Genomic DNA, 12,292 nt, shown 5'->3' on the forward strand with positions numbered 1-12,292 from the left:
CATCATGGGATGGCTGATTTTTCTGATCATCGCGGCTGCCGTTGTTGCGGGAGTGTTCTGGGCCAAAAAGCATTTCCGCAACGAGATCGACCGCGCCAAACGCATCAACCGCGCCAACAAGAACCAGTAGGCGGGCCTCAGCCGGCCAGCGGTTTCCGGGCCAGGCTGAGTGCCTTGTACCAATAGAAGGACTCCTTCGGGGTCCGCTCCTGCGTGTCAAAATCCACGTGGACCAGGCCAAAACGCTGCGAATACCCGGCCGCCCATTCAAAGTTGTCCATCAGCGTCCAGACGTAGTAGCCGCGTAGGTCGACATCTTCAGCGATGCCCCCGGGTGCGGTTGCCTCCATCGCGTGGTGTAGATGTCCGGCGATGTAATCGATCCGCGGCTGGTCCGGCACGGGGCCCGTGACGTGGTCCGGCTCAGGGAAGCTGGCACCGCTTTCCGTGATGTAGATGGGCGGCAGGGCCTCTTTGTAGCGGTCTTTCAGTTCCCGCAGAAGGATCCCCAGATGGTCCGGAGCGACAGGCCAACCGAAGCCCGTTGTCTCGTACTCTTCAAACGGCACCTGATGCGCGGGGATCCTGGTCATCGCTTCGGCCGGCACCGTCAGGTCATCGCCAGTGCCCTGCCCGGCGGCGACCTTCACCGGCTGGTAGTAGTTCACACCATAGAAGTCCACAGGCTGCTGGATGGTGCGCAGGTCGGCGTCGGAAATCCTGGGCAGCGAACGCACCCATGGCTTCGTGAACCGTAGCGCGAAGGGGTAGCGGCCCAAAAGGATGGGGTCGGCATAGATCCGGTTCAGCATCAGGTCGAACACCTTGGCGGCAACCCTGTCGGCAATCTTTCCGGTGGCGGCCCTGACAGGGGAGTGCAGGTTCGTCACGCCTATCCCGCCCCGGACACCTTCGGCCCGGAGCGCCTGAGTGGCCAGCCCGTGGGCCAGGAGCTGGTGGTGCACGGCGGGAAAGGCGTCGAAGAGAAGATAGCGCCCGGGTGCGTGGGTACCCAGGGCATAGCCGTTCAGCACAACGGAGGCCGGTTCGTTGAGCGTGACCCACTGGTCCACCCGATCCCCAAAACGCTCGCCGGCCGCCGCTGCGTACTCGGCGAACCGTTCCGCGGTGACCCTGTTCATCCAGCCCCCGCCGTGCTCCAAGGGCAGGGGCGTGTCCCAGTGGTACAACGTGGCCATGGGGGAGATGCCGGCTTCAAGGAGTTGGTCGATCAGGCGGTCGTAGAAGTCAAGGCCCTGCGTGTTGAAAGCACCGCGGCCGTCCGGCTGGATCCGCGGCCAGGAAATGGAAAAGCGGTAGGAATCGACGCCGAGTTCCCGCATGAGCGTTACATCTTCAGCCGAGCGGTTGTAATGGTCGCAGGCCACCGCCGGTGAGTGACCGTCACGGATGGCCCCGGGCTTTTCCACGAAGGCGTCCCAGCCGGAAGGGCCCCGGCCGCCGGCGGCCAGGCCGCCCTCGATCTGGAACGCGGCCGCCGCCACTCCCAGAGTGAAGGTCCGGGGCAGGCGGCCGGCCAAATCCTGGATGGAAACGCCATCTTCGACGGTCATCCCCCCATCATCCATTCGGAAGTTGACGAAGGCAATGACCTCAACTGGGTAGCACTAACTGTCGTTTTGACGCCCCATAGCGACAGTTAGCGCTACCTACTTGGGGGAGCGGGCCGCAGATTCGCTTCTGCAGATAATATCCGGCATACTAGATGAGTTGTTCAAGCGCTTCTTCGTGTCCCGATCCGGATAATGCCGGGTGTCAGGGTCCAAGTGGAAGCCCAAACATAACCCACTCCCCATGGAACTGCGGATTTGTATGCGTGCTAAACGCGACACGCCCGACCGCGGGGGTCGGGTTACGTCGGCAGGTTGAGGAACCCGGATTCATCCGGATTCAGCTTGTGCGGCGGGTGGTAGTTCAGACTTCAAATGCTTCGGCAGCCACATGCAACACGAATAGTGAACAGAGCAGCCCTACTCAGAGCAGCACTAACTGAAAGAGAGTCAGGCGACATGGCGGGACAAAAAATCCGCATCCGGCTGAAGTCATATGACCACGAGGTCATTGACGTTTCAGCACGGAAGATCGTTGAGACGGTCACGCGCGCAGGCGCAACGGTAGTTGGCCCTGTGCCGCTGCCTACGGAGAAGAACATCTACTGCGTAATCCGCTCTCCGCACAAGTACAAGGACAGCCGCGAGCACTTTGAAATGCGCACGCACAAGCGTCTTATCGACATCATCGATCCCACGCCGAAGGCTGTTGACTCGCTTATGCGTCTCGACCTGCCGGCCGACGTGAACATCGAAATCAAGCTGTAGGGAGGTGCTGAGAGACTATGACCGCAACCCGTAACGTAAAGGGCCTGCTGGGCACGAAGCTCGGCATGACCCAGGTCTGGGACGAGAACAACAAGCTCATCCCCGTCACTGTGGTCCAGGCAGATTCGAACGTCATCACCCAGCTGCGCAACGCAGACACTGATGGCTACGTCGCTGTACAGATTGGCTACGGCCAGATCGATCCCCGCAAGGTTACCAAGCCGCTGGCTGGTCACTTTGAAAAGGCAGGCGTCACGCCTCGCCGCCACGTCGTCGAACTGCGCACTGCAGATGCTGACACTTACGAGCTGGGCCAGGAGCTGTCTGTTGAGCTCTTCGAAGCCGGCCAGAAGATCGACGTTATTGGCACCACCAAGGGTAAGGGCTTCGCCGGTGTTATGAAGCGTCACGGCTTCCACGGCGTTGGAGCTTCCCACGGTGCCCACAAGAACCACCGTAAGCCCGGTTCCATCGGTGGCGCATCCACCCCGAGCCGCGTCTTCAAGGGCATGAAAATGGCCGGCCGCATGGGCGCCGTTCGTCACACCACGCTGAACCTCACGGTTCACGCAGTTGACGTCGAGAAGTCGCTGCTCCTGATCAAGGGTGCCGTCCCCGGCGCCCGCGGCCAGGTCGTACTCGTACGCACCGCCGTGAAGGGAGCCTAGTTCAATGACTAGCACTGTCAAGGTTGACCTGCCTGCAGAGATCTTCGACGTTCAGACCAACGTGCCGCTGCTGCACCAGGTCGTCGTTGCCCAGCTCGCTGCTGCTCGCCAGGGTACCCACAAGACCAAGACCCGCGCCGAAGTTTCAGGTGCAGGTCGCAAGCCGTTCAAGCAGAAGGGCACCGGCCGCGCCCGTCAGGGTTCAATCCGTGCTCCTCACATGACCGGTGGTGGCGTTGTCCACGGTCCCACACCGCGGGACTACAGCCAGCGCACCCCCAAGAAGATGATTGCTGCTGCACTGCGCGGCGCACTGTCTGACCGGGCACGCAACGGTCGCATCCACGTTGTCGCTGAACTGGTGGAGGGCACCAAGCCGTCCGTCAAGACCGCACTGGCAACGCTGCGCGGAGTTTCCGAGCGCAAGAACCTGCTGGTTGTCATCGAGCGCGCCAACGACGTTGCAGCACTTTCCGTGCGCAACCTCGCCGGTGTTCACGTTCTGTACGCAGACCAGCTGAACACCTACGACGTACTCGTCTCTGACGACGTTGTCTTCACCAAGGCTGCCTACGAAGCATTCGTTGCTGACAAGGCAGTAGCAAAGAACGAGGAGGATGCCAAGTGAGTGCAGCCACCATCAAAGACCCGCGCGACGTCGTGCTTGCACCCGTCGTATCGGAAAAAAGCTACGGCCTGATCGATGAGGGCAAGTACACCTTCCTGGTGGACCCCCGCTCGAACAAGACCGAGATCAAGCTGGCCGTGGAGAAGATTTTCTCCGTCAAGGTCGAATCGATCAACACCATCAACCGTGCCGGTAAGCGCAAGCGCACCAAATTCGGATGGGGTACCCGCAAGAGCACCAAGCGTGCAATTGTGAGCCTCAAAGAAGGCACCATCGACATCTTCGGCGGTCCGCTCTCGTAGCGGAGACCACTTTAACGAGGAAATAAACTATGGGAATCCGTAAGTACAAGCCGACTACACCGGGCCGTCGTGGCTCGAGCGTAGCGGACTTCACCGAAATCACGCGGTCGACTCCGGAAAAGTCGTTGGTACGTCCGCTGCCCAAAAAGGGCGGCCGTAACAACACCGGTAAGATCACCACTCGTCACAAGGGTGGTGGACACAAGCGCCAGTACCGTCTGATCGACTTCCGTCGCCACGACAAGGACGGCGTCAACGCCCGCGTTGCCGAAATCGAGTACGATCCGAACCGCACGGCTCGTATCGCCCTCCTGCACTACGTTGATGGCACCAAGCGTTACATCATCGCCCCTAACAAGCTCTCCCAGGGTGACGTTGTTGAGGCAGGTTCCGGTGCTGACATCAAGCCCGGTAACAACCTGCCCCTGCTCAACATCCCGGTGGGTACCGTAATCCACGCAGTTGAACTGCGTCCGGGTGGCGGCGCCAAGATGGGCCGCTCCGCCGGCGCATCGATCCAGCTTGTTGCCAAGGAAGGCCGCTTCGCCCAGCTGCGTCTGCCTTCCGGCGAAATCCGCAACGTTGATGTGCGCTGCCGCGCAACCATCGGCGAGGTCGGCAACGCCGAGCAGTCGAACGTCAACTGGGGCAAGGCCGGCCGCATGCGGTGGAAGGGCGTTCGCCCGACCGTCCGTGGTGTCGCCATGAACCCGGTTGATCACCCGCACGGTGGTGGCGAGGGTAAGACGTCCGGTGGACGTCACCCCGTCAACCCGAACGGTAAGCGTGAGGGCCGCACCCGCCGCCCGAACAAAGAGAGCGACAAGCTTATTGTGCGTCGTCGTCGTACTGGCAAGAACAAGCGATAGGAGCCTGGACACATGCCACGCAGCCTGAAAAAAGGTCCTTTCGTTGACCAGCACCTCTTTGTGAAGGTGGACAGGGAAAACGAAAAGGGCACCAAGAACGTCATTAAGACCTGGTCCCGCCGTTCGATGATCATCCCCGACATGCTCGGGCACACGATCGCCGTACACGACGGACGCAAGCACATTCCGGTGTTTGTCACTGAGTCGATGGTCGGGCACAAGCTCGGCGAATTCGCTCCCACGCGGACATTCCGCGGCCATGTCAAGGACGACCGTAAGGGCAAGCGCCGCTAGGCGCCTGCACTTACGTCAAAGACGAGAGAAGGAAAGCAATGGAAGCCAAGGCAATTGCGCGTCACATCCGCGTAACGCCTATGAAGGCCCGGCGCGTCGTCAACCTTGTTCGTGGTAAGCAAGCGAATGAGGCTCTGGCAATTCTGAAGTTTGCCCCCCAGGCAGCTTCAGAGCCGGTATTCAAGGTAGTTCAGTCGGCAATCTCCAACGCCCGGGTCCTCGCGGACCGCGACGGCGTGGCGTTTGACGAAGGTGACCTCATCATCAGCGAAGCGTTTGTTGATGAAGGCCCGACCATGAAGCGGTTTCAGCCGCGAGCCCAGGGTCGTGCATTTCAGATCAAGAAGCGCACGAGCCACATCACCGTGGTAGTCGCTACCCCGGAGAAAGAGGAGGCTCGCTAAGTGGGACAGAAAGTTAACCCGCACGGGTTCCGACTCGGCATCACCACCGATCACGTATCGCACTGGTTTGCTGACAGCACCAAGGCCGGACAGCGGTACAAGGACTTCGTTCGCGAAGACATCCGTATCCGCCAGCTCATGTCCACGGGCATGGAGCGCGCCGGTATCGCCAAGGTCGAAATCGAGCGCACCCGTGACCGTGTCCGCGTGGATATCCACACGGCACGTCCCGGCATCGTTATCGGCCGCCGCGGCGCTGAAGCAGACCGCATCCGCGGCGAGCTTGAGAAGCTCACGGGCAAGCAGGTTCAGCTGAACATCCTCGAGGTCAAGAACCCCGAGATGGAAGCTCAGCTTGTTGCCCAGGGCGTTGCTGAGCAGCTGACTTCCCGCGTGGCTTTCCGCCGTGCGATGAAGAAGGCCATGCAGTCCGCACAGCGTGCAGGTGCCAAGGGCATCCGTATCGCTTGCTCCGGTCGACTGGGCGGCGCTGAAATGTCCCGCTCGGAGTTCTACCGCGAAGGCCGTGTGCCCCTGCACACCCTCCGTGCGAACATCGACTACGGCTTCTACGAGGCCAAGACCACTTTCGGCCGCATCGGCGTGAAGGTCTGGATCTACAAGGGCGACGTCACCGCCAAGGAACTGGCTCAGCAGGCAGCTGCTGCTCCGTCCCGCGGCCGCGGCCCCAGCGATCGTCCGGGCCGCCCGGGTGGCGCTGACCGTGGTGACCGCCGTCGTCGTACCGACCGTCCGGCAGCAGAGGCAGCTCCGGCTGCCGAGGCTCCGGCAGTTGAGGCTGCACCCGCTGCAGTAGAAGGAGGACAGGCTTAAATGCTTATCCCACGTCGAGTCAAGCACCGTAAGCAGCACCACCCGGGTCGTTCCGGCGCTGCTACGGGCGGCACCAAGGTCTCCTTCGGTGAGTACGGCATCCAGGCCCTGAGCCCGGCATACGTCACGAACCGTCAGATCGAGTCTGCCCGTATCGCGATGACCCGCCACATCAAGCGTGGCGGCAAGGTCTGGATCAACATTTACCCGGACCGTCCGATCACGAAGAAGCCGGCCGAAACCCGCATGGGTTCCGGTAAGGGTTCACCGGAGTGGTGGGTCGCTAACGTCAAGCCGGGACGGGTTCTCTTTGAGATCTCCGGCGTCGAAGAATCGGTAGCTCGCGAGGCCCTGCGCCTGGCAATCCACAAGCTCCCGTTGAAGGCACGCATTTTGCGTCGCGAAGGTGGTGAATAGAAATGGCAGTAGGATCCAAGGAACTTGCATCCGCACAGCTGGACACGTTCGACAACGAGCGCCTCGTTGAAGAGCTCCGTAAGGCTAAGGAAGAGCTGTTCAACCTGCGTTTCCAGTCCGCCACCGGTCAGCTGGAGAACCACGGTCGTCTGCGCGCGGTAAAGAAGGACATCGCACGCATCTACACCGTTCTCCGTGAGCGCGAGCTGGGCATTCGTGCCGAGGTTGCCGCACCCGTTGTGGAAGCCAAGGAAGAGAAGAAGTCCAAGAAGGCTGCAACCAAGAAGGCCGACAAGGCTGAAACGGTTGAGACCGAGGAGGATGCCAAGTGAGTGAAAAGGACGAGAACGTGACGGAAACTGTTTCCGCGGCAGCTACCGCTGCCGAGCGCGGTGACCGTAAGACGAAGCGCGGCTACGTGGTCTCGGACAAGATGGAAAAAACCATCGTTGTCCAGGTTGAGGACCGCGTAAAGCACGCCCTTTACGGCAAGGTCATCCGCCGCAACACCAAGATCAAGGCTCACGACGAAGAGAACAGCGCCGGCATCGGCGACCTCGTTCTCCTCGCCGAGACCCGCCCGCTGTCCGCTACTAAGCGGTGGCGCCTGGTCGAGATCCTCGAAAAGGCCAAGTAACACCCGCAGCCTGCTTGCAGGTCCTGCACCGGAAACCCCCGTTCCCTTTTGGGAGCGGGGGTTTCCTCGCATTCCGGGGGGCACCCAAGCTACGCCAAAAGCGTGCCGTGCGTGACGCCGTCGCCGCGCCGCCCCGGTTCCCACGCCTCCCCGCCGCCCGCCTCCCCGCCGCCCGCCTCCCAGATCCGGGACCCTCTCTCACTTAATGCGGGTTTTTGGCGGACGCTCGCTCACTTTCCTGAAGAGAGTGAGCGAGCGTTGCCCGAAAAGGCACATTAAGTGAGAGAGCGTCCGACGGCGGCGGGCCGCGTTGGCCGGGAACGGCACCTGCGGGGGGCGGGGCTGCGCAGCGGGCACCGCCGTCGAACGTCCACCCGCATGGCTGGCAGGGACTGCCTGGGGTGTGATATGGGAGCTGGCCCGATCTGTGCTAAGATTTTGAGTTTGTATGGCGCCGTTCGTGCGCCGACATCAACCTCGTAAACAATCGTGCCACGGCATAGTGCCCCCTAGCGCTTCGGACCTGTCCGAAACCGCCTGGGAAGCAAATGTTTTTGGCACGGGAGTTTAGGCCTGGTCTGGCAAAATCCAGGCAGGTCAAGAGACACCCCGATCAACCGTTCCGCAAGGCTCATTCCGTAGCAAGACCTCGGCCTGAGAACCGGCGCGACGCAAGGAGTAAATAGTGATTCAGCAGGAGTCGCGACTCAAGGTCGCCGACAACACGGGTGCTAAGGAAATCCTTACCATTCGCGTTCTCGGTGGATCTGGCCGTCGCTACGCAGGCATTGGCGACGTCATCGTCGCTACCGTCAAGGACGCAATTCCGGGCGGCAACGTAAAGAAGGGCGATGTTGTTAAGGCAGTCATCGTCCGTACCAAGAAGGAACGCCGCCGTGCGGATGGTTCCTACATCAAGTTTGACGAGAACGCAGCTGTGATCCTGAAGGCTGACGGTGACCCCCGCGGTACCCGCATCTTCGGACCGGTTGGTCGTGAACTCCGTGACAAGAAGTTCATGAAGATCGTTTCTCTGGCTCCGGAGGTGCTCTAGTCCATGGCTAAGATCAAAAAGGGTGACCTCGTTCAGGTCATCACTGGCGCCAAGGCTGAGCGCGGCGGCGACAAGGGTAAGCAGGGCAAGGTTCTGCGCGTATTCCCCGAGACCAACCGCGTGTTGGTTGAAGGCATTAACCGCGTAACCAAGCACACCAAGGTCGGTCAGTCGCAGCGCGGCACCAAGACCGGTGGCATCGAGGTTGTTGAAGCTTCGATCCACATCTCCAACGTGGCTCTGGTTGACCCGTCCACCAAGAAGCCCACCCGCGTCGGTTTCCGCACCGAGACCGTTGAGCGCGATGGCGTGAAGCGCGAAGTGCGTGTACGCGTGGCCAAGAGCTCCGGGAAGGACATCTAATGACTGAGACTCTCGAGACTCCGGCAGCGAAGATCGTTCCTCGTCTGAAGACCAAGTACGCCGAATCCATCAAGAGCACGCTCGTTGAGGAATTCAAGTACACCAACGTCAACCAGGTTCCCCGCCTGGTGAAGGTCGTTGTGAACATGGGTGTTGGAGATGCCGCCAAGGACTCCAAGCTGATCGACGGCGCTGTCCGCGATCTCACCGCGATCACCGGCCAGAAGCCGCAGGTAACCAAGGCCCGCAAGTCGATCGCACAGTTCAAGCTGCGCGAAGGCATGCCCATCGGCGCACACGCAACTCTGCGTGGAGACCGCATGTGGGAATTCCTGGATCGTCTGGTCACGCTGGCTCTGCCCCGTATCCGCGACTTCCGCGGCCTCAGTGGCAAGCAGTTCGACGGCAACGGCAACTACACCTTCGGTCTGACCGAGCAGGTTATGTTCCACGAAATCGACCAGGATTCCATCGACCGCACCCGCGGCATGGACATCACGGTTGTCACCACTGCCAAGACCGATGACGAAGGCCGCGCGCTGCTGAAGGCGCTTGGTTTCCCGTTCAAGGCCGAAGACTAATCTAACTACGTAACAGGTCCTTCGGTGCAGCCCTGCAGTTCCTGCAGAGGCCGGACCGAGGAAACCGTTATGAGGAAGGGCACGAGCCCACCATGACAATGACAGATCCTGTCGCAGACATGCTTACGCGTCTGCGCAATGCAAACTCGGCATACCACGATTCCGTGACCATGCCGTACAGCAAGCTCAAGGCACGCGTTGCCGACATCCTGAAGGCCGAAGGTTACATCGCCTCCTGGAAAGAAGAAGACGCTGAAGTCGGCAAGAAGCTGACCCTCGAGCTCAAGTTCGGTCCGAACCGTGAGCGTTCAATCGCTGGTGTTCGCCGTATTTCCAAGCCGGGCCTGCGTGTTTACGCAAAGTCCACCAACCTCCCGCACGTGCTCGGTGGCCTGGGTGTCGCAATCCTGTCCACCTCTTCCGGCCTCTTGACTGATAAGCAAGCCGGCAAGAAGGGCGTGGGCGGCGAAGTCCTCGCCTACGTCTGGTAACGGGAAAGGAAGAGAATAATGTCACGTATTGGACGTCTCCCCATCACCGTTCCCGCCGGCGTTGAGGTCAAGGTTGACGGCTCTGTCGTCAGCGTCAAGGGTGCCAAAGGCGAGCTGAACCACACTGTGGCCAGCCCGATCGAGGTTTCCCTGGAAGCAGAGACCCTGACCGTCGCCCGCCCGAACGACGAGCGCGCCTCCCGTTCACTCCACGGCCTGACCCGCACCCTGATCTCGAACATGATCGAGGGCGTAACCAAGGGCTACGAGAAGAAGCTTGAAATCGTTGGTACTGGTTACCGCGTTCAGGCCAAGGGATCTGACCTTGAGTTCGCTCTCGGCTACAGCCACCCGGTCAATGTCATCGCACCGGACGGCATCACCTTTGCAGTTGAGACCCCGACCAAGCTCTCTGTTTCAGGTATCAACAAGCAGCAGGTCGGCGAGGTTGCTGCCAACATTCGCAAGCTGCGGAAGCCGGACCCCTATAAGGGCAAGGGCATTCGCTACGCAGGCGAAGTCATCCGCCGCAAGGTCGGAAAGGCTGGTAAGTAACCATGGCCATCTCAATTAATAAGAAGCGTACGAACAAGAGCAAGTCTGCTTCGCGCAGCCGCCGCCAGCTTCGTATCCGCAAGCGCATCTCCGGCACGGCTGTTCGTCCTCGTCTGGTCGTCAACCGTTCCGCACGCCACGTATTCGTCCAGGTTGTCGATGACACCAAGGGCCTGACCGTAGCGAGCGCGTCCACTCTGGAAGCCGACCTTCGTGCATTCGAAGGCGACAAGACCGCCAAGGCCAAGCGCGTTGGCGAGCTCGTCGCCGAGCGTGCGAAGGCTGCCGGTATCGAAGCAGTTGTCTTCGACCGCGGTGGTAACAAGTACCACGGCCGGATTGCTGCTGTCGCTGACGGCGCACGTGAAGGTGGGCTGTCACTGTGACGGAAGCAAACAAGGAAAAGGACACTGTGTCTGCAGATCAGAAGGCGACTGAAGCCGTAGCTGCTCCGGCCACTGAGACCACTGCTCCCGCAGCCGCTGCCGACGACCGCCGTGGTGGCGCTCGTCGTGGCGAGCGTGGAGACCGTGGCCAGGGCCGCGGCGACCGTGGTGGCCGTGGCGGCCGCGACGGCGGCCGTGAAGCTGAGAAGAGCCAGTTCATCGAACGCGTTGTCACCATCAACCGCGTTTCCAAGGTGGTCAAGGGTGGTCGTCGCTTCAGCTTCACCGCCCTGGTCGTCGTTGGTGACGGTAACGGCATGGTCGGCGTTGGCTACGGCAAGGCTAAAGAAGTTCCTGCCGCAATCGCGAAGGGCGTCGAAGAGGCCAAGAAGTCCTTCTTCCGCGTTCCCCGCATCGGCAACACCATCCCGCACCGCGTTCAGGGTGAGGCTGCCGCAGGCGTCGTAATGCTGCGTCCGGCTTCCGCCGGTACCGGTGTTATCGCCGGTGGCCCGGTCCGTGCAGTACTGGAGTGCGTGGGCATCCACGACATCCTCTCCAAGTCGCTCGGTTCCGCAAACGCCATCAACATCGTTCACGCGACCGTTGATGCCCTGAAGCGCCTCGAAGAGCCGGCAGCAGTGGCAGCACGCCGCGGCCTGCCCCTCGACGAGGTTGCTCCGCCGGCAATGGTGAAGGCAATCCTGAACCAGAAGGCGGGTGTCTAAGTCATGGCTAAGAACCTGATTCCCTCCGACTCCCAGTTGGAGATCACTCAGATCAAGTCCGTCATTGGCGGCAAGCAGAACCAGCGCGACACCCTTCGGTCCCTCGGCCTGAAGCGGATCGGACACACCGTTGTCCGCACCGCCGACGCCGTGACCGTTGGAATGCTCAACACGGTTCCGCACCTGGTAAAGGTAGAGGAGGCGAAGTAAATGGCAGAGAAGAACACTGCTGAGAAGGCACAGGGCGCCGCTGCTGAGAAGCAGAACGCTCTGAAGGTCCACCACCTGCGTCCCGCTCCGGGTGCCAAGACCGCCAAGACCCGCGTTGGTCGTGGTGAAGGTTCCAAGGGTAAGACCGCCGGTCGCGGTACCAAGGGTACGAAGGCCCGCTACCAGATCAAGGCTGGCTTTGCCGGCGGCCAGCTGCCGCTGCACATGCGCCTGCCGAAGCTGCGCGGTTTCAAGAACCCGTTCCGCGTTGAGTTCCAGGTTGTAAACCTGGACAAGCTCAACGAGCTGTTCCCCGAAGGTGGCACTGTCACCGTGGAGAACCTGGTCGAAAAGGGTGCCGTTCGCAAGAACCAGCCCGTCAAGGTGCTGGGCACCGGCGACATCACCGTCAAGGTTGACGTCACCGCCCACGCTTTCTCGGCCAGCGCCGCGGACAAGATTGCTGCAGCAGGCGGAAGCACCACCGCTCTCTAGAGCCGGTGGGCTGACGCCCGTTGTGAACTCCCGGCGT

At 61.1% G+C, this 12,292-nt stretch carries 22 protein-coding genes; 21 read left to right on the forward strand and 1 reads right to left on the reverse strand.

What is annotated here, in order from left to right; genetic code table 11:
* Window positions 1-4 precede the first annotated feature (4 nt).
* On the forward strand, window positions 5-130 hold the full coding sequence (locus PY310_RS00715) for a hypothetical protein (protein ID WP_275212241.1): 126 nt from the start codon (window positions 5-7) through the stop codon (window positions 128-130).
* Between the two features lie 7 nt (window positions 131-137).
* Here the strand turns inward: PY310_RS00715 and PY310_RS00720 are convergent, their stop codons facing one another.
* Window positions 138-1,574, reverse strand: a complete 1,437-nt coding sequence (locus PY310_RS00720; protein ID WP_275212242.1) for a GH1 family beta-glucosidase — start codon at window positions 1,572-1,574, stop codon at window positions 138-140.
* Between the two features lie 456 nt (window positions 1,575-2,030).
* On the opposite strand from PY310_RS00720, the gene rpsJ reads away from it, so the two are divergent.
* From rpsJ to rplO, 20 genes are all read left to right on the forward strand, one after another.
* Entirely contained in the window at window positions 2,031-2,339 is a 309-nt protein-coding gene (rpsJ, locus tag PY310_RS00725) for a 30S ribosomal protein S10 (protein WP_038464699.1), read from the forward strand.
* Window positions 2,340-2,356: 17 nt separating this feature from the next.
* Window positions 2,357-3,007 carry a 50S ribosomal protein L3 gene (gene rplC, locus PY310_RS00730; protein ID WP_108599010.1) on the forward strand — a complete coding sequence of 217 codons (651 nt, stop codon included), beginning with the start codon at window positions 2,357-2,359 and terminating at the stop codon, window positions 3,005-3,007.
* Window positions 3,008-3,011: 4 nt separating this feature from the next.
* A complete protein-coding gene (rplD, locus tag PY310_RS00735; RefSeq protein WP_190987323.1) occupies window positions 3,012-3,635 on the forward strand; it encodes a 50S ribosomal protein L4 in 624 nt (207 codons plus the stop codon).
* Window positions 3,632-3,937 carry a 50S ribosomal protein L23 gene (gene rplW / locus PY310_RS00740; protein ID WP_090950936.1) on the forward strand — a complete coding sequence of 102 codons (306 nt, stop codon included), beginning with the start codon at window positions 3,632-3,634 and terminating at the stop codon, window positions 3,935-3,937. The genes rplD and rplW overlap by 4 nt, the downstream gene beginning before the upstream one ends.
* A gap of 29 nt (window positions 3,938-3,966) precedes the next feature.
* Window positions 3,967-4,806 carry a 50S ribosomal protein L2 gene (gene rplB / locus PY310_RS00745; RefSeq protein ID WP_275212243.1) on the forward strand — a complete coding sequence of 280 codons (840 nt, stop codon included), beginning with the start codon at window positions 3,967-3,969 and terminating at the stop codon, window positions 4,804-4,806.
* A gap of 12 nt (window positions 4,807-4,818) precedes the next feature.
* On the forward strand, window positions 4,819-5,100 hold the full coding sequence (gene rpsS, locus PY310_RS00750) for a 30S ribosomal protein S19 (protein WP_011692805.1): 282 nt from the start codon (window positions 4,819-4,821) through the stop codon (window positions 5,098-5,100).
* Between the two features lie 38 nt (window positions 5,101-5,138).
* Window positions 5,139-5,504 (forward strand): 50S ribosomal protein L22, encoded by a 366-nt coding sequence (rplV, locus tag PY310_RS00755; protein WP_003803798.1) that lies wholly within the window; start codon window positions 5,139-5,141, stop codon window positions 5,502-5,504.
* A complete protein-coding gene (gene rpsC, locus PY310_RS00760; protein ID WP_190987322.1) occupies window positions 5,505-6,338 on the forward strand; it encodes a 30S ribosomal protein S3 in 834 nt (277 codons plus the stop codon). It begins immediately after the preceding gene.
* A complete protein-coding gene (gene rplP, locus PY310_RS00765) occupies window positions 6,339-6,755 on the forward strand; it encodes a 50S ribosomal protein L16 (RefSeq protein ID WP_190987321.1) in 417 nt (138 codons plus the stop codon).
* A gap of 2 nt (window positions 6,756-6,757) precedes the next feature.
* On the forward strand, window positions 6,758-7,087 hold the full coding sequence (gene rpmC / locus PY310_RS00770) for a 50S ribosomal protein L29 (protein ID WP_275212244.1): 330 nt from the start codon (window positions 6,758-6,760) through the stop codon (window positions 7,085-7,087).
* Entirely contained in the window at window positions 7,084-7,392 is a 309-nt protein-coding gene (gene rpsQ / locus PY310_RS00775) for a 30S ribosomal protein S17 (protein WP_275212245.1), read from the forward strand. Before rpmC ends, rpsQ begins: the two co-directional genes overlap by 4 nt.
* Before the next feature lie 685 nt (window positions 7,393-8,077).
* Window positions 8,078-8,446 (forward strand): 50S ribosomal protein L14, encoded by a 369-nt coding sequence (gene rplN, locus PY310_RS00780; protein ID WP_024366126.1) that lies wholly within the window; start codon window positions 8,078-8,080, stop codon window positions 8,444-8,446.
* 3 nt (window positions 8,447-8,449) lie between these two features.
* On the forward strand, window positions 8,450-8,809 hold the full coding sequence (gene rplX, locus PY310_RS00785) for a 50S ribosomal protein L24 (protein ID WP_024366125.1): 360 nt from the start codon (window positions 8,450-8,452) through the stop codon (window positions 8,807-8,809).
* A complete protein-coding gene (gene rplE, locus PY310_RS00790) occupies window positions 8,809-9,390 on the forward strand; it encodes a 50S ribosomal protein L5 (RefSeq protein WP_275212246.1) in 582 nt (193 codons plus the stop codon). Before rplX ends, rplE begins: the two co-directional genes overlap by 1 nt.
* Before the next feature lie 92 nt (window positions 9,391-9,482).
* Entirely contained in the window at window positions 9,483-9,881 is a 399-nt protein-coding gene (gene rpsH, locus PY310_RS00795) for a 30S ribosomal protein S8 (RefSeq protein ID WP_018773673.1), read from the forward strand.
* A gap of 18 nt (window positions 9,882-9,899) precedes the next feature.
* Entirely contained in the window at window positions 9,900-10,436 is a 537-nt protein-coding gene (gene rplF, locus PY310_RS00800; RefSeq protein ID WP_275212247.1) for a 50S ribosomal protein L6, read from the forward strand.
* A gap of 2 nt (window positions 10,437-10,438) precedes the next feature.
* Window positions 10,439-10,822 carry a 50S ribosomal protein L18 gene (gene rplR / locus PY310_RS00805; protein ID WP_058931720.1) on the forward strand — a complete coding sequence of 128 codons (384 nt, stop codon included), beginning with the start codon at window positions 10,439-10,441 and terminating at the stop codon, window positions 10,820-10,822.
* A complete protein-coding gene (gene rpsE / locus PY310_RS00810) occupies window positions 10,819-11,550 on the forward strand; it encodes a 30S ribosomal protein S5 (RefSeq protein WP_275212248.1) in 732 nt (243 codons plus the stop codon). The genes rplR and rpsE overlap by 4 nt, the downstream gene beginning before the upstream one ends.
* Before the next feature lie 3 nt (window positions 11,551-11,553).
* Window positions 11,554-11,760 carry a 50S ribosomal protein L30 gene (rpmD, locus tag PY310_RS00815; protein WP_190987316.1) on the forward strand — a complete coding sequence of 69 codons (207 nt, stop codon included), beginning with the start codon at window positions 11,554-11,556 and terminating at the stop codon, window positions 11,758-11,760.
* The gene (rplO, locus tag PY310_RS00820; RefSeq protein WP_275212249.1) at window positions 11,761-12,255 is read left to right on the forward strand and encodes a 50S ribosomal protein L15; all 495 of its coding nucleotides are present in this window, start codon (window positions 11,761-11,763) and stop codon (window positions 12,253-12,255) included.
* The last annotated feature ends 37 nt before the right edge of the window (window positions 12,256-12,292 follow it).

Source organism: Pseudarthrobacter naphthalenicus (assembly GCF_029076445.1).
Classification (GTDB): Bacteria; Actinomycetota; Actinomycetes; order Actinomycetales; family Micrococcaceae; genus Arthrobacter; species Arthrobacter naphthalenicus.